The sequence below is a fragment of the Nostoc sp. genome (assembly GCF_036917555.1).
Taxonomy (GTDB): Bacteria; Cyanobacteriota; Cyanobacteriia; order Cyanobacteriales; family Nostocaceae; genus Nostoc.
This window is the reverse complement of record NZ_JBALDD010000063.1, coordinates 60,770-83,599: the sequence shown is the minus strand read 5'-3', so window position 1 is coordinate 83,599 and position 22,830 is coordinate 60,770. Positions and strand designations below refer to the sequence as shown.

Annotated in this window: 26 protein-coding genes and 1 pseudogene; 9 read left to right on the top strand and 18 right to left on the bottom strand. The window is 41.4% G+C overall.

Annotated elements, in window-relative coordinates; all coding sequences use genetic code 11:
* Positions 1-26: 26 nt before the first annotated feature.
* The 4 genes from V7K60_RS22795 to V7K60_RS22780 all read right to left on the bottom strand — a co-directional run bounded on the left by V7K60_RS22795 (position 27) and on the right by V7K60_RS22780 (position 5,817).
* Positions 27-1,073, bottom strand: a complete 1,047-nt coding sequence (locus V7K60_RS22795) for a PstS family phosphate ABC transporter substrate-binding protein (protein WP_334928603.1) — start codon at positions 1,071-1,073, stop codon at positions 27-29.
* A gap of 303 nt (positions 1,074-1,376) precedes the next feature.
* A complete protein-coding gene (locus V7K60_RS22790; protein ID WP_334928601.1) occupies positions 1,377-2,774 on the bottom strand; it encodes an ABC transporter substrate-binding protein in 1,398 nt (465 codons plus the stop codon).
* A 323-nt stretch (positions 2,775-3,097) separates the two neighbouring features.
* Positions 3,098-4,498, bottom strand: coding sequence for a protein kinase domain-containing protein (locus tag V7K60_RS22785; RefSeq protein WP_334928599.1), 1,401 nt, complete (start codon positions 4,496-4,498; stop codon positions 3,098-3,100).
* 305 nt (positions 4,499-4,803) lie between these two features.
* Positions 4,804-5,817 (bottom strand): LysR family transcriptional regulator, encoded by a 1,014-nt coding sequence (locus V7K60_RS22780; RefSeq protein ID WP_334928597.1) that lies wholly within the window; start codon positions 5,815-5,817, stop codon positions 4,804-4,806.
* Between the two features lie 212 nt (positions 5,818-6,029).
* Between V7K60_RS22780 and V7K60_RS22775 the strand changes: the two genes are divergently transcribed.
* The 4 genes from V7K60_RS22775 (at position 6,030) to V7K60_RS22760 (ending at position 10,078) form a co-directional block, all read left to right on the top strand.
* Complete coding sequence (locus V7K60_RS22775) at positions 6,030-6,746, top strand: NnrU family protein (protein WP_334928595.1); 717 nt, start codon at positions 6,030-6,032, stop codon at positions 6,744-6,746.
* A gap of 605 nt (positions 6,747-7,351) precedes the next feature.
* Positions 7,352-7,738, top strand: coding sequence for a thioredoxin family protein (locus V7K60_RS22770; RefSeq protein WP_334928594.1), 387 nt, complete (start codon positions 7,352-7,354; stop codon positions 7,736-7,738).
* Positions 7,739-7,832: 94 nt separating this feature from the next.
* Positions 7,833-7,967 carry a hypothetical protein gene (locus V7K60_RS22765; RefSeq protein WP_334928592.1) on the top strand — a complete coding sequence of 45 codons (135 nt, stop codon included), beginning with the start codon at positions 7,833-7,835 and terminating at the stop codon, positions 7,965-7,967.
* Complete coding sequence (locus tag V7K60_RS22760; protein ID WP_334928589.1) at positions 7,967-10,078, top strand: NAD(P)H-quinone oxidoreductase subunit 5; 2,112 nt, start codon at positions 7,967-7,969, stop codon at positions 10,076-10,078. Before V7K60_RS22765 ends, V7K60_RS22760 begins: the two co-directional genes overlap by 1 nt.
* 305 nt (positions 10,079-10,383) lie before the next feature.
* Here the strand turns inward: V7K60_RS22760 and V7K60_RS22755 are convergent, their stop codons facing one another.
* The 5 genes from V7K60_RS22755 to V7K60_RS22740 all read right to left on the bottom strand — a co-directional run bounded on the left by V7K60_RS22755 (position 10,384) and on the right by V7K60_RS22740 (position 12,510).
* Positions 10,384-10,605: a DUF433 domain-containing protein gene (locus V7K60_RS22755; RefSeq protein WP_334928587.1), complete on the bottom strand. Its 222-nt coding sequence runs from the start codon at positions 10,603-10,605 to the stop codon at positions 10,384-10,386.
* 89 nt (positions 10,606-10,694) lie between these two features.
* Positions 10,695-11,258: a hypothetical protein gene (locus V7K60_RS22750; RefSeq protein WP_334928585.1), complete on the bottom strand. Its 564-nt coding sequence runs from the start codon at positions 11,256-11,258 to the stop codon at positions 10,695-10,697.
* Positions 11,259-11,745: 487 nt separating this feature from the next.
* Positions 11,746-12,009, bottom strand: coding sequence for a ParE family toxin-like protein (locus V7K60_RS35380; RefSeq protein WP_442944449.1), 264 nt, complete (start codon positions 12,007-12,009; stop codon positions 11,746-11,748).
* Positions 12,006-12,236, bottom strand: a complete 231-nt coding sequence (locus V7K60_RS22745; RefSeq protein ID WP_334928583.1) for a hypothetical protein — start codon at positions 12,234-12,236, stop codon at positions 12,006-12,008. Before V7K60_RS22745 ends, V7K60_RS35380 begins: the two co-directional genes overlap by 4 nt.
* Before the next feature lie 67 nt (positions 12,237-12,303).
* A complete protein-coding gene (locus V7K60_RS22740) occupies positions 12,304-12,510 on the bottom strand; it encodes a hypothetical protein (protein ID WP_334928581.1) in 207 nt (68 codons plus the stop codon).
* 394 nt (positions 12,511-12,904) lie between these two features.
* On the opposite strand from V7K60_RS22740, the gene V7K60_RS22735 reads away from it, so the two are divergent.
* Together V7K60_RS22735 and V7K60_RS22730 are read left to right on the top strand one after the other, a co-directional pair.
* The gene (locus V7K60_RS22735) at positions 12,905-14,482 is read left to right on the top strand and encodes an NAD(P)H-quinone oxidoreductase subunit 4 (protein WP_334928579.1); all 1,578 of its coding nucleotides are present in this window, start codon (positions 12,905-12,907) and stop codon (positions 14,480-14,482) included.
* 303 nt (positions 14,483-14,785) lie between these two features.
* Entirely contained in the window at positions 14,786-15,508 is a 723-nt protein-coding gene (locus tag V7K60_RS22730) for a Uma2 family endonuclease (protein ID WP_334928577.1), read from the top strand.
* Positions 15,509-15,823: 315 nt separating this feature from the next.
* Here V7K60_RS22730 and V7K60_RS22725 read toward each other — a convergent pair.
* Positions 15,824-16,141, bottom strand: a pseudogene (locus V7K60_RS22725) (DUF433 domain-containing protein); the annotation flags it as partial.
* A 150-nt stretch (positions 16,142-16,291) separates the two neighbouring features.
* On the opposite strand from V7K60_RS22725, the gene V7K60_RS22720 reads away from it, so the two are divergent.
* Positions 16,292-16,987 carry a hypothetical protein gene (locus V7K60_RS22720; RefSeq protein ID WP_334928575.1) on the top strand — a complete coding sequence of 232 codons (696 nt, stop codon included), beginning with the start codon at positions 16,292-16,294 and terminating at the stop codon, positions 16,985-16,987.
* Between the two features lie 112 nt (positions 16,988-17,099).
* On the opposite strand, the gene V7K60_RS22715 is transcribed toward V7K60_RS22720, so the two are convergent.
* The 4 genes from V7K60_RS22715 to V7K60_RS22700 all read right to left on the bottom strand — a co-directional run bounded on the left by V7K60_RS22715 (position 17,100) and on the right by V7K60_RS22700 (position 17,931).
* Positions 17,100-17,336 (bottom strand): BrnA antitoxin family protein, encoded by a 237-nt coding sequence (locus V7K60_RS22715; RefSeq protein WP_234711014.1) that lies wholly within the window; start codon positions 17,334-17,336, stop codon positions 17,100-17,102.
* A 10-nt stretch (positions 17,337-17,346) separates the two neighbouring features.
* The gene (locus V7K60_RS22710; RefSeq protein ID WP_334928569.1) at positions 17,347-17,634 is read right to left on the bottom strand and encodes a BrnT family toxin; all 288 of its coding nucleotides are present in this window, start codon (positions 17,632-17,634) and stop codon (positions 17,347-17,349) included.
* A 63-nt stretch (positions 17,635-17,697) separates the two neighbouring features.
* The gene (locus V7K60_RS22705; protein ID WP_334928567.1) at positions 17,698-17,823 is read right to left on the bottom strand and encodes a hypothetical protein; all 126 of its coding nucleotides are present in this window, start codon (positions 17,821-17,823) and stop codon (positions 17,698-17,700) included.
* The gene (locus tag V7K60_RS22700; RefSeq protein ID WP_442944448.1) at positions 17,824-17,931 is read right to left on the bottom strand and encodes a type II toxin-antitoxin system HicB family antitoxin; all 108 of its coding nucleotides are present in this window, start codon (positions 17,929-17,931) and stop codon (positions 17,824-17,826) included.
* 373 nt (positions 17,932-18,304) lie between these two features.
* Here V7K60_RS22700 and V7K60_RS22695 point away from each other — a divergent pair, with 373 nt between their 5' ends.
* Positions 18,305-19,345: a hypothetical protein gene (locus tag V7K60_RS22695; protein ID WP_334928565.1), complete on the top strand. Its 1,041-nt coding sequence runs from the start codon at positions 18,305-18,307 to the stop codon at positions 19,343-19,345.
* Here the strand turns inward: V7K60_RS22695 and V7K60_RS22690 are convergent.
* The 4 genes from V7K60_RS22690 to V7K60_RS22675 form a co-directional block, all read right to left on the bottom strand.
* Positions 19,329-19,652 carry a DUF29 domain-containing protein gene (locus V7K60_RS22690; protein ID WP_334928563.1) on the bottom strand — a complete coding sequence of 108 codons (324 nt, stop codon included), beginning with the start codon at positions 19,650-19,652 and terminating at the stop codon, positions 19,329-19,331. The genes V7K60_RS22695 and V7K60_RS22690 overlap by 17 nt on opposite strands.
* A gap of 47 nt (positions 19,653-19,699) precedes the next feature.
* Entirely contained in the window at positions 19,700-19,855 is a 156-nt protein-coding gene (locus V7K60_RS22685) for a DUF433 domain-containing protein (RefSeq protein WP_334928561.1), read from the bottom strand.
* Between the two features lie 13 nt (positions 19,856-19,868).
* Positions 19,869-20,147, bottom strand: a complete 279-nt coding sequence (locus V7K60_RS22680; RefSeq protein WP_334928559.1) for a LapA family protein — start codon at positions 20,145-20,147, stop codon at positions 19,869-19,871.
* A gap of 124 nt (positions 20,148-20,271) precedes the next feature.
* Positions 20,272-21,696 (bottom strand): phosphoglucomutase/phosphomannomutase family protein, encoded by a 1,425-nt coding sequence (locus tag V7K60_RS22675; protein WP_334928557.1) that lies wholly within the window; start codon positions 21,694-21,696, stop codon positions 20,272-20,274.
* 145 nt (positions 21,697-21,841) lie between these two features.
* Here V7K60_RS22675 and V7K60_RS22670 point away from each other — a divergent pair, with 145 nt between their 5' ends.
* Positions 21,842-22,696 (top strand): PD-(D/E)XK nuclease family protein, encoded by an 855-nt coding sequence (locus V7K60_RS22670; RefSeq protein WP_334928555.1) that lies wholly within the window; start codon positions 21,842-21,844, stop codon positions 22,694-22,696.
* Positions 22,697-22,830: the final 134 nt, after the last annotated feature.

Genomic DNA, 22,830 nt, shown 5'->3' with positions numbered 1-22,830 from the left:
ACTCTGTCTGAGTGCAATCGCAGGTGTCAGCGAATTTTGACAAATCCTGCTTGGGTAATCAGTTGCTGTCCCTGCTCAGTCAGCAGTAAGTTGGCGTAAGCGACACCTGCTTGCTGCTCAGTCTGACCATTCTGTTTGACCACCACAAACAGATTGCGGGTAATCGGGTATTTTCCTGATTGGAAAGCCTCAATGTTCAACTTGTTCCGTTTACCAGGACATTCAGACGGGAGGACAGAAGGTTCTTGGTATGGAGCAATGTATTGCCCTTGCGTGCGCCCCAACGGCAAGGCTTTGATTGAGCATTGAGGAATCACCTCTGGGGCAGAAGCGTAGTAGATGCTACCAGGACTATTAGCCAATTTTTGCAAGGCTTGGGTGGTTGTGGAGATAAATTCTACATTGGAGCTGAAAGCTTGACCACCCAAGATGTCTTGGACAAAAAGTTCGACAGTACCGCCATCAGCAATGCGGCGAGAATAGGGCTTTATCGGGATATTGGAACCGCCCACCTGGCTCCAATTATTGATTTTGCCTGTATAAATTGACTTTAACTGTTCTACTGTTAGTCCAGGGATATTCAGGTTGGGATTAACTGCAACTGCTAAACCATCAATTGCCACAGGAATTTGTTTTAAACTGAACCCACGCTGCTGGGCACGGCTTAATTCTTGATCTAGAACTGGTCGGGAGGACTGGGCAAAGGCTAGTTGACCATCTATCAGGGACTGAATGCCAGTACCAGAACCAGGAGATGCATTACTAGGTTCTACATAGCGCAGCCGTAACTCTGGCCGTACGGCTTGAATTGCTGGATCGACTACTAATCGAATTGGTGCCCAAGATGTACTGCCTCCGTAATTGAATAATCCTGTAGGAACATCCTTTACTGAAGTGAAACTATTGCCACTAGGTTGTTCCGATCCGGTTTGGGGCGTTTTGGTGCTACCAGAATTAATTGTATTTAGATCGACACCAGACTTTCTACTAAACCACCAGAAACCGCCAGCTATTAGCCCGGCGGTGATTAGGATGGATAATACAAGAATAGTTGTTTCATTTTTTTGGGACATAGTATAATTACCCGCGCCTCCATTCAATATAAGTGCTTGACTTGATAAGTGCTTGCTACTTGAGATTGTATTTGGAGGACGGGTGTTTTATTAAAAATGCTGACAAATCCTCACTTCTGACTACTTTATAAACCAAGGTATAATAAATCTCCCCTGGATTATTCGTCTCTTTTCTCAAGGCTTGAATGTTGGTGAGGATAAGTTGTTAGTTGACACTAAGATTTTTCCCCATAAAGCTTAATTTCTCATCTTCAGGGTTTTTCCAGGTTAACGATTAGTTAACTTTTAATTTTTTGTTGCTGGTTAACGCACTGGTTCAAAGTCATAACCAGTGCGAGAGCGAGAACCAGGAACAATTTTTACAAGTTGGACTGGCGCATTGCGATCGCCTGATGCTAAAAACCGAATTGTACCAGAAGCGCCAGTGGCAGAAAAGTCAGATGACAAGAGTGCTTGTTGGACTCCAGCTCGCGTGGGATTGCGTTCTAATGCCGCAATTAGAGCGACAGTGGCATCATAACTGAGGGCACTTCGCCAACTCACATCAGCGCCCCATAATTGCCGCGATTTCTGGGGAAAATCTGACTTCGGATCGCCATCAATATGCCAGGGAACTGCTAATACCATCCCCACAGCTTGTTCTGCGCCAATTTCCAAAGTTTTAGCGGTGTAAACATCATCTCCCCCCAGCAGAGTTAACCGTTTCTGGTTAATTTGAACTACTTGCAGCGCTTTATCCAAAGTTTCAGTATTAGCAGCTAACATCAACACTTCTGCACCTTGCTTCGTTGCTTGTTCTACGCTTTTAGTCGCATTAAAATCCGCCCTGGATAAGTCAAATTCGCTGGCTATTTGTCCACCCTCTAAGGAAACGGATGAGACAAACTCCGACTTTAAAGACTGGCTATAGTTACTCTGAGAATTAAAGAAAACCACTGCATTTTTTTTCTGCAAGGTTCCCACCATATAGTTGGCTAAAGTTCTCGCAGCCATAAAATCACTAGGAACCGTGCGAAAAACATAGCGGCTAAAGTTAGAAATTTTGACAGATGTACTAGTCGGAGATATAGCTACAAGTTGTCCAGAAGTATAGATAGTACCTGCGGCTAAAGTGGAATCGCTAGTATTCGGCCCAACTACACCTAATACTTCGGAATTGCTGACTAGGCCAGAAGCGATTTGCTTGGCTATTTCTGGATTGTCGTCATCGCTAGCTATCCCTACCCTCAACGGTACTCCCTTGACTCCTCCAGAGCTATTAACTTGATTTTGGGCTTGGGCTATCCCACGTAAAATTTCTAAAGAAGTATTGGGGTCAGTGCCGAATGGTACAGAAGCCACGATGGTATAGCTCTTGGAAGAACCGATGCGGGCATTGTTAAGAAAAATTAACGTTTCTGGATCGTTTCGGTTGAGTTTTAGAGCAGCTGTGAAATTGGCGATCGCTTTATCATAACTTTTAGTAGCGATCGTTTGTACTCCTTCTTTTTTTACTGGAGAAATGTCACCCTGAGTAAAAGATTTTTCTCCAAAACTAATGCGGTCTTGCAAGGATGAATTGTTGCCTGGTTGTTGATTTTGAATGTTGGTATTACCAATTTTGACCCCATTGTTAGTAAACCACCAAAAACCACCGCCAACTATTCCAACTGTCAGCAGTAGGGCCAAAGCTAAAATTGTGGTTTCATTTTTTTGTGACATAAATAAGTTTCAATAAAGTAAAAATATTTATTATGAAGAATTCAGAACTCAGGAGTCAGTATGAATTCTGTACGACTGGATGGTGAATATTGGTTTAAAACCGTACTTTTCTATGAGACGCTACCGCGAACGTCTCGCTACACGCTTTTGCCCTTGGTGGGCAAAACTATTATTAAATATACGTTCTGTTTAATTGCACCCACTGTTCTATGAGAAACCATAGACCACCAAATATTAAACCAATAGTGATGACAACGGCTAAAAAAAGACTAAGTGTTTCGTTTTTCTGAGACATTTCTGTAGCTGTTAGCACCAGAAGTTTTTTAAAGTAAGAGAGATAATAATTTATAAATAAGTCGAAATACAGCTGTCAATGAAATAGCTACTAAGCCTGCTGCAACTGCTAAAATCACCACTGACGGAAGGTCAAGACCTCCCCGTAAAAAGGGGACAAAAAAAATAATTGCAAAAGTAATTGTGGGAATAATTAATAAATCGAACTTTTCAATCCACCGCCTGGTTTGGGCAAAAATTAGTGTACCTAAAATCAGGGCAGAAGTAGTCAAGGTAACTATTGGTGATTTTACTAGACTGAAGAGGGCGATCGCGATCAATGCACCCTCAAATCCACTAAATGCCGCCCCACCCAATAATTCCAATGTCGAAAACGCTGGCTGAGTTGGTGGACGACGGGGAACAACAGGACTAGAACCTTTGGGTGGTTGTGGCGGGAGTGTTACAAAGGGTGAATTAAGTTGTATAGGGGTTAGAGGCTGTGAGTTAAGTGCATCTAGAACCTCTTGGGCTGACTGGAAGCGCTGATTGGCAGCAGGTAACAGCATTTTGTCTAATATGTCAGCAAGGCGAGGGTTAACAGTCACTTGCATTCGCCATTTCCACTGGTTACTATAGGCATCAAATAGTTGAATTGCTTCCTGGTTTGTTAACAAGGTAATCAGAGTTACAGCTAAAGCGTATAAATCTGTAGATGGAAATACTTGCCCCCCAGCCATCTGCTCAGGTGGTGCAAATCCCATCGAATAAATTCCTGTGGAAGAAGCAGCAGAACCCAGTGCAACATTTGTTACTTGCTTAACTGCACCAAAATCTAGTAAAAAAAGTCTACCATCGCGACGGCGCATGATGTTAGAGGGTTTAATATCTCTATGGATAATACCTCTATGATGGACAAATTTTAGTACCTTCAGGATTTCTTGCAGCACCTCCAACACTTGCTGTTCAGAAAATTTGCCTTGTTGAACTAATTCTTCCTCTAAGTTTTGCCCATCAATATATTCTTGTACTAAGTAAAAAAATTGGTCTTGCTCTCCTGGTTGCAAGCTATTAACTATCACTGGAAAGAAAGCAAACAAGTCAGGAATTTGATCGTGATCGTTACCAAGCTGTGCTAAAACTTCTGCTTCTCTTTCAAACATTAACTGCGCTTGTTGCAGTTGAGTTAAGGTTAAATTTCCCGCTGGCTGAAACTGCTTAACCACGCATTGACGCATTCCCGGTATTCGGCGATCGCGTGCCAAAAATGCTGCTCCAAACCCGCCCCTTCCCAGGAGTTTCGTTGGCACGTATCGACCATCTAGCATCAATGGCATACCACAGGTAGTACAATACTTTTGCTGGGTTGTTTTCAGTGTCGTAACATCATCTAAATCGGCAAAATAGTTTTGTGGGCGTGGACAACGTGGACGAGTGCAGTAAACTTCCATTTTCGTGATTAGTCAAAATAATTCGCAATTGATAATACGCGCCTTCTCTACGAAATGCTACGCGAATGGCAAGAAGCAAGCTACATAATTCGTAATTAGTTTAGGTTACAAAGTAACTAAATTTGTTAATGAGGAATAGGAAACTTTTTTCCTGATGTCAAACCCTTGGCTTGCCTACAGCACCCTGCACGAACACAATGGGTTAATAATTACGAATTAAGTTAGCGACAAAGGAGCGTCATTACGAATTATTTGGTCATTTACAAAAAACAAAGGACAAATGACAAGGGACTAATAACCTGATTTTAGTCTTCGCTAGATGAGGTGGGTGTTGCTACCTCCAATGTAGTTAACACTAGACTTTTTTGTGTTAATTTTAACACATCTTGATTCCATCCTGGGTTAGCAAACTGGGGCAAAATTTCTTGACTAAAGGCTTCTGCGGCCTTTGATCTATAGCGATTAGGATTACAAATCAGCCACAGCGTCCGTTTGACGACAACGCCTTCAATGGGAGTACGGTGCAAAACGCCCATTTGTAACTCTTTAGCGATCGCACTAGTTGAAACAAAGGCAGCCCCTAAACCAGATTGCACAGCATTTTTAATCGCTTCAATGGAATTCAATTCCATTTCAACTTTAAAACGTCTGGTATCGATTTCACAGCGTGCTAGCACTTGGTCAATGACTTTGCGGATAGTCGATTGGGAATCTAGGGCAATGAATTGTAATTTATACAGGTCTTCTTTCTGGATTTTTTCAAGTTTGGTAAAAGGATGAAATACAGGTAAAATCAGCGCTAGTTCATCTTCAGCGTAAGGAATCACTTCTAAAGATTCTGACAGTTCACCAGGAATTTCACCGCCGATAATCGCCAGATCAACTTGTCCGTTAGCGACACTCCAAGCAGTCCGTCGGGTAGAGTGGACGTGTAATTGCACTGCCACATCTGGATATTTTTGTCGGAACATACCGATCATTCTGGGCAAAAGATAAGTGCCAGTGGTTTGAGAAGCACCGACAATCAAAGTACCACCTTGGAGATTTTGTAAATCCTCGATCGCGCGGCAGGTTTCCTGACAGAGACTGAGGATTTTTTCACCATAATTTAAGAGTAGATGCCCGGCTTCGGTTAATTGGGCGCGTCGTCCTCCACGATCGAATAAGGGGACATCGAGTTGCCGTTCAAGATTTTGGACTTGCAAACTGACGGCAGGCTGGGAGACGTAAAGACTATCAGCGGCACGCTTGAAGCTTCCTTCTTGGGCGATCGCTTTCAGGATACGTAACTGATCTAAAGTGAAAGGAAGGTCAGACATAAGGCTCAACCCACAAACTTTTAAAGGAGCAGATGCACGTAATAAATCCGGTTTGGCAGCAATCAGCCGGACATGATTTGTTGCATATTAAACTTGAAGGATTGACTCGAAAAAGACAGTAGCACAACATCTTGACTAAAGTCCCCTTTTGAATACTTTGTGGTATTGGTTGTACTGAATTCAGTTTTCTTTAAATTACTTCACCTGTGTATATGCTGCTGATTTCTTGGTTGACACCCAGTCATTTTGTCATACTGGGGTTACAAATAGTTTTTGCGATCGCTCACAGTGGAGGTGCTGCTTTACGCCCTTGGGCAGAAAAATACATTGGCCCAAGGTTTTATCGCATTCTCTTTGCATTAGTCAGCCTACCGTTGGCTGTGATATTAATTATTTACTTTTTTGGGCACCGTTATGATGGTTTGCAAATTTGGCAGGTACAAGGGGTGCCAGGAGTGCGAGAATTTGTTTGGCTGCTATCAGCAATCTCGTTTTTGTTTTTATATCCTGCTACCTTCAATCTACTAGAAATTGCTGCTATTCAAAAGCCCCAAGTTCATCTCTACGAAACAGGAATTATTCGGATTACCCGTCATCCCCAGATGGTAGGACAAATAATTTGGTGTGTTGCCCATACTCTCTGGCTGGGTACTACCTTTACCCTTGTGACTTCCATTGGATTGATATTGCATCACTGGTTTGGGGTTTGGCACGGAGATCGCCGCCTGAGCGATCGTTATGGGGAAGCTTTTGAAATTGCCAAACAGCGGACTTCAATTATTCCCTTTAAAGCAATTATTGATGGGCGTCAATCTCTCAAATGGCAGGAATTTCTCCGCCCTGCCTATTTGGGAGTTGCCATTTTTATAGCTTTGCTTTGGTGGTCGCACCCTCTGTTACTGGAAGCAACTAGTAGGATAGGATGGTAACTCTAGACGATCCCCAGTGTCAGCAGAAAATCCGAAATAGATGGAAATTTCAGCTTATCAATTGCCCCGAATCAATGTAGGATAAATTCAAACATTTATTTCAGTGGAGGGTGCGTTCAGTCAGCTTGAGATTTTATATTGGTAGTTGTTGGTCAGTTGCCTTTCCTTGAAAGAAAGTGGCAGATTCAGACAAATCCCCAGGCAGCCACGGCAATCTGGAGTTTAACATCCGAAAAAGCCAACGCGACTTCTAAGGTGGCTTTTCTGTCAGAGACACATTAACGTACTCAATTTTTGCCAATTATTCTGTGTCCTGAATATTTGTGTCCTGAAAGCATCTATCGGCAGTTACTGACTTGCCAATCCTCCACTGAAGCCCTGCTGAGTCCTGAGTCCTGAGTAAAAGCAAGCAACTTAGTATTCATTGCTTGGCAATTAGTCCCAATCCCCGGTTTACTCTAAAAGAAAAAGAAACGAGTTCCTCATTCAATCCGCTAACTTTAGTTATGGACTTCTACTCAGCAACCAGAACTCGGAACTCAGCACTACTCAATTCAGTACTGATAGCTAGTTTGATATAAAAACCTTATAATCCAAGAGGCGTCATGGTGTTGTCGGTTAGTGAGCGGACATTTACTCAAGAAGTTTTAGAATCTCCTATTCCTGTTTTAGTTAACTTTGAAGCACCTTGGTGTGGCTTGTGTCGAGTTATCCACCCGCTGTTGTTGCAATTTCAAGCCCAGTGCGGGGATGAAATTAAATTAGTCGGGGTTAACGCCGATCAAAATTTTAAATTGTCTACTACCTATAGGCTAAAATCACTACCCACTTTACTATTGATTGAAAATGGCACTATTCGCCATCGCTTGGAATGCTTTCGCGGCAGGGAAGATTTACGTCTAGCTTTAGAAGAGATTAAAGCCAGCTACAGCAATTACCCCAAAATCTACAAAAGTTCAAAAACAGTGGATTTAGAGTATCGGTCAGCTTGATGGATATTGGGCATTGGGGAGCCAGCGCCGTGGGCGGGTTTCCCGACTTGAGGCAACTGGCGTCATTGGGCATAGGGCAAATGACTAATGACAAATGACCAAATCTAAAACCATGCTTAATACCCCACCCAATCAGCCTTGGGTGGGTTATTTTATCCTAAAGGGTGTTGTCACAATTATTAACAGTTTCGACACGCTAATCAAGAATTCTAAAAGTAGGCGTCAGTGATGGAAGTAATCTATCAGTATGCCTGGCTGATTCCGGTGTTCCCTCTTTTTGGGGCGATGCTGGTCGGTCTAGGGTTAATCTCGTTGAATCAGGTGACAAACCGCCTACGGCAGCTTAACGCTGTGGTGATTATCTCCTTGATGGCAGCAGCTATGGGGCTGTCGTTTGCCTTGTTATGGAGTCAAATTCAAGGACATGCGCCTTATCTCCGTACCTTTGAGTGGGCGGCAGCAGGTAATTTTCACCTGAGCATGGGCTACACTATTGACCACCTGACAGCCCTAATGCTGGTGATTGTCACAACAGTAGCCTGCTTAGTCATGGTTTACACCGATGGCTACATGGCTCACGATCCCAGTTATGTGAGGTTTTACGCCTATCTCAGTTTGTTTGGCTCCTCAATGTTAGGTCTGGTGGTCAGCCCCAACCTAGTACAGATTTATATATTCTGGGAACTAGTCGGGATGTGTTCCTACTTGCTGGTTGGCTTCTGGTATGATCGCAAGTCAGCAGCCGATGCCGCTCAAAAAGCATTTGTTACCAACCGCGTGGGCGACTTTGGTCTATTACTGGGTATTTTGGGGCTGTTCTGGGCAACAGGAAGCTTTGATTTTAATATCATGGGCGATCGCCTCGCCCAACTCGTAGAATCAGGTTCTATCAGCAATTTTCTCGCTGTCCTGTTGGCGATTTTAGTTTTCTTAGGCCCAGTTGCTAAATCAGCCCAATTCCCCCTCCATGTCTGGCTACCAGACGCAATGGAAGGCCCCACCCCCATTTCTGCCTTGATTCATGCGGCAACAATGGTGGCGGCGGGTGTTTTCTTGATTGCCCGGATGTACCCAGTATTTGAAGACGTTCCAGCAGCAATGAATGTCATTGCCTTTACTGGGGCGTTTACGGCGTTTTTGGGGGCAACCATTGCCATTACCCAAAACGACATCAAAAAGGGCTTGGCTTACTCCACCATTTCCCAACTCGGTTACATGGTGATGGCAATGGGAATAGGTTCCTACAGTGCTGGACTATTCCACCTGATGACCCACGCCTATTTCAAGGCGATGCTGTTCTTGGGTTCAGGTTCTGTAATTCATGGTATGGAAGGTGTGGTTGGACACGACCCCGCCTTAGCTCAAGATATGCGCTTGATGGGCGGACTGCGAAAGTATATGCCTGTCACGGCAACTACCTTTCTGATTGGTTGCTTGGCAATTTCTGGTATCCCGCCCTTTGCTGGTTTCTGGTCAAAAGATGAAATTCTAGGGAAGGCTTTTGAGGCTAATCCACTCCTTTGGTTCATCGGCTGGTTAACTGCCGGTATTACTGCTTTCTATATGTTTAGAATGTATTTCTCGACATTTGAAGGCAAATTCCGGGGTACTGACGAGAAAATCAAGGAACAACTCAAGAAGGCGGCGGCGACAATTGTCCTGGAATTAGAGTCAGAAGAACTAGCCCCGAATTTTGGGCCTGGAGCAATGAAAAAAGGAGAATTGGCTGCCACTGGTGAACACCATGACTCCCATGACTCTCATGACTCCCACGGACATCACAGCGACTCGCCTCACGAATCGCCGTGGACAATGACTCTGCCATTAGTATTTTTGGCTGTGCCTTCGATTTTCATTGGTTTGGTGGGAACTCCCTACGCCAATTATTTTGAAGAGTTTATCTTTCCTCCTAGCGAAACTCTCACCGAAGTTCTAGAAAAGGCTTCCAAATTCAATCCGACGGAATTCTACATCATGGCGGGTGCCTCAGTGGGAATTTCTTTGATTGCGATTACCTTAGCTTCGCTGATGTATTTACGCCGTAAAATTGACCCGGCTGTGATCGCTGCTAAAATCCAACCACTTTACGAGTTATCCCTCAACAAGTGGTACTTTGATGACATTTACCATCGGGTTTTTGTCCTCGGCTTGCGTCGCCTAGCTAGACAAGTTATGGAAGTTGACTTCCGCGTTGTTGATGGTGCTGTTAACCTCACAGGCTTTTTCACCCTTGTTAGTGGTGAAGGTCTGAAGTACCTAGAAAATGGTCGCGCTCAATTCTATGCCTTGATTGTGTTTGGGGCGGTTTTGGGCTTAGTGATTGTCTTTGGTGTTACCTGATTTTAATAGGGGTGGGCGAATGTCCGCCCCTAAGTTTTTTAAGAGTCTAAATTAGACTCCTTTTTTTTGCTGATAGTTCAGTAATTTAATATATAGTCTCCTAGAGTACTCAAAAACCTCCTATAGGATTTAGTATTTGATTTCTCAAATATACGTAGGGTGTGTTAGCAAGGAGAGTACGGCACCATCCCAAGCTTCTGGTGCGTTACGACGTTCCGTCTAAGACACCCTACAGATACTTATATTTTTTCAATAATCAAATATGATTCCTATAGTTCAGAAAAAGGCAGCGAATAGGCAAATGATTAAGAAGAAATACATTTACTGAGATAGAAAGTGATCGTGGCATAAACGTCACCTAAACTCAGCGATGGATAGCGGTAAAGAATTTCCTCTGTTGTCGCGCCTTGCTTAAAGACCGCAACCACAGTATCCAATGTCACGCGGGTTTTGCCGATAAGAATTACACCATCCTCATTTGCTTTCAGAGGATCAGTTTCAGCCACAATTGCCAGGGCCATAAGCATCTTCAAATTAGCTGTCTTGATAGTAGCAAATTCTCATTTGTCTCAGAGGTTATGTTAGACCGGAGACTTTGATTATATCGATATCAACGCTAAGAGTAAAACACTACGATTCTGATTATAAAATGCACTAGCTTGTCCATTTCACTTGAACTGGTTTGCACTGTCGTTTCCATGTTACCAGTACTCAATATTTGTGCAACAGGCTTTCCCGTATTGCGCTGCCAAACTTCTCCCCACTGACCATCATTACAATCAGCGTCACCTTCATTGACAACCATTCGTAATTTCATTGTCAATTTATCTGAAGTAATAATATCAAAATCTACCCAGTAATACTGTCCAATATTATCGAAATACTTTGATGGATGCTTTCTATAAAGCCTAGTAGAATCTTTAGCATTTTCTCTATGATGATCGGGTATGTTTGGACATTCTAAGTATTTTGCCGTACTACATTTTCCTAGAATTGAAACTGACCGAATTGAAAGGATCATTTCATCGAATGTATCTGTCCAAGTGAATGCCTCTCTTAGTTCGGCGAACGATTCTCCCTCTAGTGGATGTTTATTTTTAACAGGCGACAACTTATTAATGTAAGTAGGCCATTTAACTTGCCTATCTTCTTTACTATACAGAATCCACTTCTTCATCATAGCAATTGCTTAAGCTCACTCAAAATCCATGATACCTGAAAGTATCGAAGAAGAGCTAAAGATTCATTGACAAAGTGTAAAAGTTTTATAAAAAGCAGAATTAGCTGTTAATAATGGAGCAGAATTGGAGATTATTAGATATGCAGCTTAGTTTTCTTATTCTAGGCTTCGATATCGTCCCAAAGCTCTGAAACTGGAAAGGTTTGTCCTACTGCTGCTTGTCGCACAGACTCTTGCAAATCAGCTAATATTTGTGCTTTTGGCTCTTCTCTTGTTCATCAATTCAAGCTAAACCAATGATGCCGTTAATTTCACGGGCTTTTTCATCCTTGTTAGCGGTGAAGGTCTGAAGTCCTCAAAAAAGGTCGCGCTCAATTGTATTACATTATTTATTGAATTGAAATTTAAGGATTTTCAGGATAAAAAAAACTACTAATATTTAAAATATAGAATTTTATTAGAAGTGGGAAATCAAATAGCGCTCGTGTTATGAAAAAAAGCTTTCATAATCGTCATGGCTACCTATCCAAAACCATGTAACTGTATCACCCTCCAAAACCCCAATTGCTCGATAATTACGAGTTATTCTGACAGACCAAATATTCTCCTCATTATTTATACATTTGAAATGGAAAGACGGATGAAAAGGATTTTCTTTCCAGAACTGATAAGCTTTTCTTGCACTCTGTCTAACTTGCTTGTCAAGACACTGATATTTATCCCAAAAAGAAGGAAGACTTGCAGACTTCATAACTTTTCATAGTTCATTGGTTTTGCAAGTCCTTCTGCAATCTCTCTTTTAGCAGATTGGGCAGATGCAATCAGTTGTTGTTGAGTTTTCTTAAATGATTTATCCCATTTTAATTCATCTTGCAAATCTTCCAAGTACTCTCGGAGATGTTCTGCAACTCTTTCTTGCACATCTTCAGATAAAGATTCCATCATCTTAATTACAGTAGCGATCGCTGGAGATGACATAATCGAATTTCCTTTATCAACTTTCCCTGTCTATTTTACTAAAAAAAACTTAATCAAATCGCCTACTTTAGTCCCAAAGCTCTGAAACTGGGAAGGTTTGACCTGCTGCTTGTCGCACAGACTCTTGCAAATCGGCTAATATTTGTGCTTTTAGCTCTTGTTTATCAATCCAAGCTAAACCACTGACGTTATCAGAATTTATGGAACTTATAAGCTGTTGCCAAAGTTCTACAGGGACGAGTACATCTGTTGTTTCTCCATTTATGTTGGTCACATAACGAATCTAACTTTCAATTTGTGCGATTATCATTATGTTTAGTTCTCCTGCTATGCTTTTTTGTACCAAATCGCTTTTTTAAACAACCACCAAGCAGCATTTTGTATTTTTAGGGTTGGGCTACGCGTAGACGCAGAGCGGCTTGTCGTAGACATCGCACCACTAAACTATAATTTTATCGGCTTTTTGAGGGTAAATTTTTGACTTGACTGGAAGTATCACAACGCACATTCCGCACCCCCAAAGGTGAAAAAAGACTCCCAACAGAAGAAACGGGGGATTGCCAATTTAATTAAATCAACCTAACGAGGAAGACGAAATCCCCAAAAAGCTGTTACTTAATAACTAGTGACTTTTTGCCAAACATGATTTTGATAGCAGACGAATTGTGATGAATACAGCTAATTTTCCGTGGCTGACGACGATTATTCTGTTGCCAATAGCCGCGTCGCTACTTCTTCCCATCATCCCTGACAAAGAAGGCAAAACAGTGCGCTGGTACTCCCTCGTCGTGGGGCTGATAGATTTTGCACTAATTGTTTACGCTTTTTATACTGGGTATGATTTTTCCAATCCAGATTTGCAGTTAGTGGAGAGTTACCCCTGGGTACCACAATTGGGTTTGAATTGGTCAGTAGGGGCAGATGGCTTGTCCATGCCCCTAATTATTTTGACTGGATTCATTACCACGCTGGCGATTTTAGCAGCTTGGCCTGTCACCTTCAAGCCGAAGCTATTTTACTTCTTGATTTTGGCGATGTATGGCGGTCAGATTGCCGTGTTTGCTGTCCAGGATATGCTGCTATTTTTCCTGGTGTGGGAACTGGAACTAGTGCCGATATACTTTCTGCTGTCGATTTGGGGAGGCAAAAGGCGACAATATGCAGCGACCAAATTCATTTTATACACCGCTGGCGGTTCGCTGTTTATTTTACTGTCTGCCCTGACAATGGGATTTTACGGCGATACGGTGACGTTCGATATGCGATCGCTCGCCTTAAAAGATTTCGCCCTAAATTTCCAACTTGCCCTCTATGCTGGCTTCCTAATTGCCTACGCCGTCAAGTTGCCGATTATTCCCTTGCACACCTGGCTACCTGATGCCCACGGTGAAGCTACAGCCCCTGTACACATGTTATTAGCAGGTATTCTCCTGAAAATGGGCGGTTACGCCTTAGTTCGGATGAATGCCCAAATGCTCCCCGATGCCCACGCTTATTTTGCACCAGTGTTCGTAGTTTTGGGGGTAGTTAATATCATCTATGCTGCCTTGACATCCTTTGCCCAGCGCAACCTGAAGCGAAAAATTGCCTACTCCTCAATTTCCCACATGGGCTTTGTGATGATTGGTATCGCCTCCTTCACCGATTTGGGATTGAGTGGGGCAGTATTGCAAATGGTTTCCCACGGGTTAATTGGGGCGAGTTTGTTCTTCCTTGTCGGCGCAACTTACGATCGCACCCATACCCTAATGTTGGATGAAATGGGCGGTGTCGCTAAGAGAATGCCGAAGATTTTCGCCATGTTCACCACCTGTTCAATGGCTTCTTTAGCATTGCCAGGGATGAGCGGTTTCGTAGCAGAATTGATGGTATTTGTGGGCTTTGCTACTAGCGATGCTTATAGCTCTACCTTCAAAGTTATCGTGGTATTCTTGATGGCAGTGGGAGTTATTTTAACTCCAATTTATCTGCTGTCGATGTTGCGAGAAATTTTCTACGGTAAAGAGAACGAGGAATTAGTTTCTCACCAAGCTTTGATAGATGCCGAACCGCGTGAAGTATTTATCATTGCCTGTTTGTTAATTCCAATTATTGGTATTGGTTTCTATCCAAAATTGCTGACTCAGATGTACGACGCTACAACTGTACAACTGACAGCAAGATTGCGGGATTCCGTGCCGACATTAGCACAGCAAAAAGATGATGCACTAAAGGTTTCTTTGAGTGCCCCCCAAATCGCTAATTAAGTTGCGAGTTTAAATATTGATTACTTTGAGGGCGGGTTTTGTACCTGCCCTTTTTCTTACTCACTCGTAATTTTTGATTCGGGAAAGTAAAAAACAAATCATCGACCTGAGTTAAAAAATTTTGCATTGATAAATGATGAGATACAATACGCTTGGCTTTATGAAAAATTGTAGGTTGGGTTGCGCTTTGCTTGGGGAAAATAAGCTTATATAATTTCTTTCCAGGGGCTATCAAAATCAGCGCGATCGCACATCAATAGATTTCCTACAAGCTATCTAGAATCAAATTTGGCAAAACCGCTCATGTTAAACTACAATCCACTGCATTGTTTGCCATCTTCCGAAGAACTACCCGACTCAGATGATACCGCTGTGGATAATGAACTCCAAAATTTAATTCCCGGCTTGCTAAAAACGATACTAGCTTTGGTTTGGTGCGATCGCTGGGATTGGTTTTTTGGTGTTGATATGGGTATTTATTATCACCCTGACAAACCAGCTATTCTCCCTGATGGGTTTCTCAGCTTAGAAGTTAAACGCTTCATTGATGAGGATTTACGCCTAAGTTATGTGCTGTGGGAAGAAAATAAACTGCCAATTTTAGCACTAGAAGTTGTTTCTCAAATATATCGAGAAGAATATAACATCAAGAAAGAATTTTATGCCAAAGATTTAGGAATTTTGTACTACGTTGTGTATAGTCCCCTTCGGCGTAAAAAGACACCTTTGGAAGTGTATCGCTTAGTTAATGGGGAATATATCTTAATGTCAGGAAATCCCGTTTGGCTACCAGAAATTAGTTTAGGAATTGGGCGAGAAAGGGGAATTTATCAAGGTATAGTGCGGGAATGGCTGTACTGGTATGACGAAGAAGGGCAAAGATTGCTAACACCAGAAGAACGTATCAGGGAAGCTGAAGAACGCACAGCTTTTGAAGAACAGCGACGGGTGGAAGCAGAACAACAGGTGAAAATGTTAATTGAAAGGTTGAATGCGCTAGGTGTTGATCCAGAAACATTGGCTTGAAATTTTTGATTACTCTGGTTAAAAGAGAGAGTAAATCTATTTTTTGTAGAGAAGTAATAATAATGTTCATTTGATTGCCTCTCTCTGTATCCATTCAGTTATCCACCCAGGTTTGCAAGTCGGCAATCGCTCAACGCTCAACACAAGTTCATCCAAAACTAGATTAATGCCCCGTAGCTTAAGCAAGAAAAGTATGTTGTCCGCTCTGTGCATTAGCGTGGTTGCTTCAGCTTTTTCCAGGCATGGGCCAAAAACTAAATTTTTGCCATCGTCGTAATCAGTACCGACTACATACCGCCACTGCACCTGCTCAAACTCATTTTTTCGGATTGCCTCTTCAATTTCCGTAGGGTGAGCATCTGCATAAGCCCAAGCATTCACTAAGTCAGCAGCAATCAAATCGGGATAATCGACTAGTAGTTGTGCTTCGCTGATGCCAAAATGACGAGATTCTATCAGTAGCCAAACTGAGATGTGAGTATTTGCAATATAGGCATCACCGCCACATACACCTGGAGTTTTTCTAATTCCATGTGAACTTTGACTTAAGGTTTGGGTCAAAATCTGTATGGCTTCAGCCTTCTCGGTAGGAGTTAATGCTAGGAGTTGTGTTTCTAATTCTTTGAGGGTCATAGATTAACTAAATTTCGCAACTTTCTCTGCCTTAACGTTAATTAGCTTGCTGGTTAGGGAATTATATATAAAGTAACTCATAGCTTGATAGTAGAAATCGTAAAAGCTTGTTGCTAAACAAATTCGTTTACAAAAATATTCATCAAAAATGTGGAAGTTAAATTAGGATTTGGATCTATCCCCAAACCTCAATATGTCTTTGTCAAAAAAGATAATGATTACTGTTGGTATATTCTTTCAGAAGATGATAGAAAAATTCCTATTCATGACAAAGCCTTGACTGGGGTAATAAACGGTATAGAAATTGATAAACAAGTTGAAACTACTTTTGGAGGAGTTGGAAAAATAGATTTATCTATTTTGGCAGACAAACCTTATATCATCCGCTCAGGAAAAGACTCTTACTTTTCTAAAAGTTTGTTGTTGTCTTTGGATGCTCTTACTTCTGAACAATTGCGTAATCCACTTACTATCAGTGTAAGACCTGGAGATAGTAATGTAGTTTTTTGTAATATTTTCGATCCAGTCACCTATCGCTCTGTAGGTGTTAGTTGGGATGGACACAGGGAAAATAATTGGCAAGTTATAGGACAAAAAGTAAGTTTAAAAATTAACTCTATTCAAAATTTAAATCCAGAACCAATACAGATATCTTCCAATACAACGACGTCAGAAATTCATTCAGTTTTGATAGCTCAAACTGACAGATATTTAACCCAATTAAATTGGACTCCAGAGCAGGGAAGGGAATATTTACAGCAGAAATATGACAAGCGATCGCGTCTACAACTCACTGATACAGAAGTTCTGGACTTTATTGATTATCTAAAGCTACAACTAACCTAAAATTGCCCAACTTAGATTTTGTTGTATTAGTTTTAGATAATTGCGACGCCGAATAGCCCGTCGTAGATATCGCTTGTCAGTTGCACTGAGGTTATTGTTAAAGAGATTCAATTTAGGTTGACTTGGCCTCAGACGCTGGATAAGCTTTGTGTGCTTCTGCGTAAATCTTTAATGCTACAGCCATCTGCTGTTCGGCAGTCTCTCCCTGCTCTTTGAACCAAGCAAAAGTTTCAGGATCTACCTTAACTGTTATTGTTACAGGTGATTTGGGCATTCGCAATTGTGCTTTAGCAAAAAATTCTTCTGACAAAGGTGGAATATCTGAGGTGTCGATGTCTTCGTCACTCATTGCATCGACTCTAAGCCAATCGGTTCTTGAGGTATTGTTCATAGCTTTTTCGTTCGTGAGACAGTGCCTTTCTTAATGAGATGATCCGAACCATTTCTTCACGTGGTTCGGTGTAAATAACTACTACAATTCGACCATCAAGTAGTCCAATACCGAGATATCGATCCTGTCCATAGTCCTCTCGTTCATCTAGGTAGACAAGCATGGGTAGATTAAACACGCGGAAAGCATCAGCAAAGTCGAAACCATGCTTTGTGATGTTGCTTTGGTTTTTACGCTCATCCCACTCAAACTTCATGGACTCAATATACCAGTAACACCGGGAAAATGAACTCTGACTACATACCGGGATTGAACGTCACTAAACCGTCTCCTCACTTTCAGGGAAAATTGAAACTGCATACTGTAAAGAGAAGGATGCTAAATCAAGCTGATCTTCCCGTTGACTGCCAACTTCTAACCAAACTGGAATCGCATCTTGCAACATTTATAATAGATGTTCGTAGCTGTCTCCCCAAGTGTGACATCCTGGTAGGGCAGGTACAGAACCACACCACACACCGTCTTCTTGCCAGATAACTGCTTTAATTTTCATCGCCAATCATCTCTACGAGATTGCGACTAATTATTTTAGCGTTAAGTCGAGTGCGATCGCTTGTCCATTGCATTAAGGTGTTAGCTTCCCTGCGATCGCACAAGTAGTGTAATTACTAAAAATACATAAATTTCTATGAAGCAGATGATGTATTTTTGTCTATGCACAAGTAGTTGGGATGCTAAGTGAGACATAAATTGATAGTTATAAGTTATAATCCTGTCTTTAACATACTTTCATAAATATTACTTATTTATACTGCCTCAATGGTGATAATTGGCTTAATTAGGGAAGTCGATGTATAACCAATCCCTGATTTTGAGGTTAAACACTTAGAAAAAGGGCAAAGAAATACAAATTGCAAGGAGTACTTATGATTCTACTTATCTTAGACACTATTGCTTTAGCTAGTGCTTCTGTAGGGGCGTTTGCAGGTGTGAGAGCAATTTCTAACATAGACGCAGAAAATGAGAAGTTTAAAGAAATTTCAAGTCTTTATGATGAAGCTTTTAGGGAGTTGGAAGTGGATTTAATTTTTACAAAGAATCTTATAGAAGAGTACAATCAACTTCGACAAAATACTATATCTAATACTGAAAAAATTTTTATTTTTTTTGATAAGAATATTGAAAAAATAAAAACTCTGCATCCCAGTGAACTTTCAATTCAGCAAATTCATGAATGTAGAAATACTTTCAATGAAATTAAGCAGTCTCTTCTAATTGAGGCTAATCCTGTTGATTCATTGAAAAAATCTTCTGACGTAATTTATCTTACAAATCCTGTCAAATTAGCAGTGCAAGAAATTCTATCTCACAACTTATCTATCAAGCAAGCCAACAAGTCTACAAAGAATTTTTTAAGTAAATCTTCAATGAATACAATCGCAGGAAGTATGATAATTTTCTCCCTACTGGCATCTGCTAATATTGCTATGAGTCCAGGAGTATTAATTACTGGTTTTATACTTACTCGTTTGCACGAGAAAGCTTTCATTCAGGTAAGAGAGTATGAATCCGAAGTGAATATAGGGATTAATAAAATTAATTTTAGTAAGGATTTGATACTAGAAATAAGGCAAAGAGTTTCTAAATCAATGAAAAAATTGAAGTCTTTAAATGATTCAATGAATGAATTTTTAGCTACTGATAATATAGCTAGTTTTACTCATGAAGCGACTCAAGTTGCTTCTGAATTGGCTTATTATGCTCCAGTAGCTTCTGAAGTTAAAATATTCATACCTTTGATGAAATCCCTGGTTGAAATGTTCATACCTAAAATTTTAGATTATGAAGGTAAGCTAAAGAATGTTAGCTTAAGTATTAAAGAGAACTATGATCGCAGTTTTTTATTGGGATTAGATGAAATAAAAAACATTAACTTAGAGCGAGAATTACTCAATAGTATGATTTGAAATATAAGGATATAGGATAGCTCTTAAGACTAAGACTATCTTCTATCGCTAACTCAATTTGAGTGCGAGAATCAGTAATCGAATCGAGCCAACTATCTGAGCGACGCTGGGGTTGATATTGCCACTTGAGCAGATGCAATAGTAAGCGAGTTAGTTGACTAGCAATACCCCGTCGTTCACTTTTGCCCAAGCCTTCAACCTCTTCAATCAGATGTTCCAGATCGACTTCCTGCCAGCGATGCGATCGCAATAGTTGGGCTGTCTGTTCAATCCACAAATTAAAATCTGCTTTATAAGTTGCACTCATAGCCGCTCTCGATCAGCTGTATAGCTTAGGCAAGCCAAAATATCCTCTTATGTCAAATAAGGAAAGTCATCAAGCAATTCCTCGTAGGTCATGCCAGAGGCAAGATAAGATAAAACATCGTATACAGTAATTCGCATTCCTCGAATACAAGGCTTACTACCTCGTTTTCCTGGTTCGATTGTAATAATGTTTTGATACTGCACAGCTATTTAAGCCTCAAAAATCTTCATCGTCAACAAAAAATTCCGCATCGTCTTCCAATCGAGAATTACCCTGTCCAATACCAGCAAGTCCCCACAGAGGTTGCAGCAGTGCCATGCCAGTTAACCCGACAACGGCACTAAAAGCTAGCACTAAACCCATTGGTATCTGAATCGATTGGAATGTTAAGAATTTTAACGATACGGGTGTGGCATTTTGGACTGAAATAATTGCGATCGCTATTACCCAAACCGCTACAACTAGAGATGTCAAAAAAGGAGCCAGAGTTTTCATACTTTGATTGAAGTGAGGAATTAAGAGATAGAAGTTAAAAGTTATATTTTGCTCAAAATTAGAAATCAGGAGTTAAGATTTGTTAATTTACAACTCTTAACTCTTAATTCCTAACTCTGACAGATTAAACTGCTACTGCCTCTAGTTTAGCAATGGCACTCTCTAACTCTTGGGCGATTTGGGTGAGTTTTTCGGGAGTGTTGGTTTCTAGATAGACACGCACCAGTGGTTCTGTACCGGAAGGACGCAATAAAACCCAGCTACCTTCTTCTAAATACAGCTTAATACCGTCTTTACGCCCCACTTCCTTGACTTTAATTCCTGCTACCTCTGTAGGTGGATTTTTAGTAAAGGAGTCGATGACGGCAGTTTTGTGTGCCTCTGTGAGGTGCAAGTCTAGGCGGTTGTTGTAAAGAGGGCCATCGGCTTCAGCGATCGCTTCCTTGACAAGTTGACTCAGCGGTTTGCCTTCATAAGCGATCGCTTCTGCCACCAGCATATCGGCTAAAACCCCGTCTTTTTCGGGAATATGCCCGATAATACTCAAACCGCCTGATTCTTCTCCACCGATTAATACAGCAGTTTCCCGCATTTTTTCACCGATGTATTTAAAACCAACTGCTGTTTCGTAAATTTGCAGCCCATTTTTAGCAGCGAAATTATCCAGCAGGTGGGTTGTAGCGACAGTGCGGACTATCGCGCCAGTTTTACCTTTGTTTTTGATTAAATGACGTGCTAGAAGTAGCAGCACAGTATTCGGAGTGAGGACGGTTCCTTGTTCATCAACGATACCAAAGCGATCGCTATCTCCATCCGTCGCCAAGCCCAAATCAGCTTGATCTCGAACTACTGCTTCCACTAACTCAATTAACTGTTCTCCTTTGGGTTCAGGCATTCCACCCCCAAATAAAACATCTCTCCAATCGTGGAAACTTTCTAACTGAACGCCACTATGTTGCAAAACTTCATCTAAATAGCCGCGAGAGGTAGAATACAAAGCATCGTACTTTACCTTTAAATTAGCGCTTTTGATCTTTTCTACATCAAGTAGAGTATAGATAAATTGCAGGTAATCTGGTTTGGGATCGAAAATTGAAATTGAACCTGATGGGTTGCTCCCAGGCAACTCATCCGATGCACCTTCTATATTTGCCACAATAGTATCAGTAATCTCTGGAGTGGCAGGCCCAGCATAATCGGGTATATATTTAATTCCACAGTAGGGTGCTGGATTATGACTAGCAGTAAACATTAACGCCCCAGCGGAATTTAGGTGACGGGCATTGTAGGCAATTACTGGTGTGGGACAATCCCGATCGGTAATTTTCACAGTCCAACCCAAGTCTGCTAGTACTTGAGCCGCTGTATGGGCAAACTGGTCAGCTAAAAAGCGAGTATCGTAGGCAATAAGTACTGGTCTATCTTTTGTGTAGGCTGTTTCTAAGTAAGTGGCAATTGCCCTTGTTACTTTCCGCACATTTGGAAAAGTAAAGTCATCGGCAATAATCCCTCGCCATCCATCGGTACCAAATTTTATCTTGCTAGACATTTTTGCCACTTGCTCCGGTACATTATCAGTACTATAAAAGCTTCCTGCAAAGCGTGTGTAGCAGCAAGTATCCTCCGAAGTTCTTTTCTAAGCAAGCCTTAGCTTAAACTTCTCCCACCGTATTTTCTCTCACTGTTTCTGAGCAATGTCAACCCCCGATCGACCTTTTGCCAGTTATCACCTTTGGTCTCTAGTTGCCCCAGCGACTGGGCAAGAACGCTGGCATTGCCAGATGAGACGGGGGTTTATCAAAGCACGGCAACACGAACCACAAGTCAAAGCGCTTTTAACGCAAGCCACCGCACCCCAGCGGATTGGCATACTTGCCCAAAAAGGCGTTTATGAGTTTCATCATCACAGGCATCTGTTGAAGCAAGCAGATGGTGTAGAAAGAGTTGCACAGCTACTGAAATTAGGCAACTCAAGCGTTCAAGTCCAGCAACGCGTGTTGCAAATTTTGAAAAAATATCACGATGCGCCGTTACTTTTGGATAAAGATATTATCCAATTAACTCCGGGTGATGAAGGCTTTCCCAAACCGATAGTAGTTGAACAAGAAGATTATTGCTTTCGCTTATACGCGGCTATGGACTGCGTTTTTATTGAGTCTGATAGCACTTTACATATTTTGGATTTCAAAACTGGTAAGTCCGCTTTTGACAAACGACAGGCATTAGTTTACTTGTTAGCTGCTCGTTATCTTTACCCTGGACGAAAAGCTGTTGCATCATTTTATAATTTAGAAATATGTAAAAAATCAGAGTTAATTAGTATTAACAATAGTGAATTAGAATCCTTAAAATTTGAGTTAGCGAATATTGCCCACAAGCACCAGCACGATTTGCAAAAATATCAGAAAGAAACTACTAATTTCAGTCAAATATTCCCTCCTAATCCTGGCTCTCACTGCCGCTTTTGCCCATTTAATTCCATCTGTGAGTTTGCCGATTTTAAGCAGCATCAATCATATCCATTGCCAAGTTTAAGAGTTAATAGCTAATTGGGAAAGGGAGAGAGAATTTACAATGTTCGCTTTCCGTAGACATCGCATTCTAAGTAAACACCTAAAAATCTTGTCTGACAAGTATTTATAAATAGGAATTTCAATGCGTCTGATTTACGTCTTTATCTTCG

Bases quoted from the DNA above. Each gene is read 5' to 3' on its own strand.
- V7K60_RS22795 (WP_334928603.1), bottom strand. From the start codon at position 1,073: ATGTCCCAAAAAAATGAAACAACTATTCTTGTATTATCCATCCTAATC.
- V7K60_RS22790 (WP_334928601.1), bottom strand. From the start codon at position 2,774: ATGTCACAAAAAAATGAAACCACAATTTTAGCTTTGGCCCTACTGCTG.
- V7K60_RS22785 (WP_334928599.1), bottom strand. From the start codon at position 4,498: ATGGAAGTTTACTGCACTCGTCCACGTTGTCCACGCCCACAAAACTAT.
- V7K60_RS22780 (WP_334928597.1), bottom strand. From the start codon at position 5,817: ATGTCTGACCTTCCTTTCACTTTAGATCAGTTACGTATCCTGAAAGCG.
- V7K60_RS22775 (WP_334928595.1), top strand. From the start codon at position 6,030: ATGCTGCTGATTTCTTGGTTGACACCCAGTCATTTTGTCATACTGGGG.
- V7K60_RS22770 (WP_334928594.1), top strand. From the start codon at position 7,352: ATGGTGTTGTCGGTTAGTGAGCGGACATTTACTCAAGAAGTTTTAGAA.
- V7K60_RS22765 (WP_334928592.1), top strand. From the start codon at position 7,833: ATGACCAAATCTAAAACCATGCTTAATACCCCACCCAATCAGCCTTGG.
- V7K60_RS22760 (WP_334928589.1), top strand. From the start codon at position 7,967: ATGGAAGTAATCTATCAGTATGCCTGGCTGATTCCGGTGTTCCCTCTT.
- V7K60_RS22755 (WP_334928587.1), bottom strand. From the start codon at position 10,605: ATGCTTATGGCCCTGGCAATTGTGGCTGAAACTGATCCTCTGAAAGCA.
- V7K60_RS22750 (WP_334928585.1), bottom strand. From the start codon at position 11,258: ATGATGAAGAAGTGGATTCTGTATAGTAAAGAAGATAGGCAAGTTAAA.
- V7K60_RS35380 (WP_442944449.1), bottom strand. From the start codon at position 12,009: ATGAAGTCTGCAAGTCTTCCTTCTTTTTGGGATAAATATCAGTGTCTT.
- V7K60_RS22745 (WP_334928583.1), bottom strand. From the start codon at position 12,236: ATGTCATCTCCAGCGATCGCTACTGTAATTAAGATGATGGAATCTTTA.
- V7K60_RS22735 (WP_334928579.1), top strand. From the start codon at position 12,905: ATGAATACAGCTAATTTTCCGTGGCTGACGACGATTATTCTGTTGCCA.
- V7K60_RS22730 (WP_334928577.1), top strand. From the start codon at position 14,786: ATGTTAAACTACAATCCACTGCATTGTTTGCCATCTTCCGAAGAACTA.
- V7K60_RS22715 (WP_234711014.1), bottom strand. From the start codon at position 17,336: ATGAGTGACGAAGACATCGACACCTCAGATATTCCACCTTTGTCAGAA.
- V7K60_RS22710 (WP_334928569.1), bottom strand. From the start codon at position 17,634: ATGAAGTTTGAGTGGGATGAGCGTAAAAACCAAAGCAACATCACAAAG.
- V7K60_RS22705 (WP_334928567.1), bottom strand. From the start codon at position 17,823: ATGTTGCAAGATGCGATTCCAGTTTGGTTAGAAGTTGGCAGTCAACGG.
- V7K60_RS22700 (WP_442944448.1), bottom strand. From the start codon at position 17,931: ATGAAAATTAAAGCAGTTATCTGGCAAGAAGACGGTGTGTGGTGTGGT.
- V7K60_RS22695 (WP_334928565.1), top strand. From the start codon at position 18,305: ATGATTCTACTTATCTTAGACACTATTGCTTTAGCTAGTGCTTCTGTA.
- V7K60_RS22690 (WP_334928563.1), bottom strand. From the start codon at position 19,652: ATGAGTGCAACTTATAAAGCAGATTTTAATTTGTGGATTGAACAGACA.
- V7K60_RS22680 (WP_334928559.1), bottom strand. From the start codon at position 20,147: ATGAAAACTCTGGCTCCTTTTTTGACATCTCTAGTTGTAGCGGTTTGG.
- V7K60_RS22675 (WP_334928557.1), bottom strand. From the start codon at position 21,696: ATGTCTAGCAAGATAAAATTTGGTACCGATGGATGGCGAGGGATTATT.
- V7K60_RS22670 (WP_334928555.1), top strand. From the start codon at position 21,842: ATGTCAACCCCCGATCGACCTTTTGCCAGTTATCACCTTTGGTCTCTA.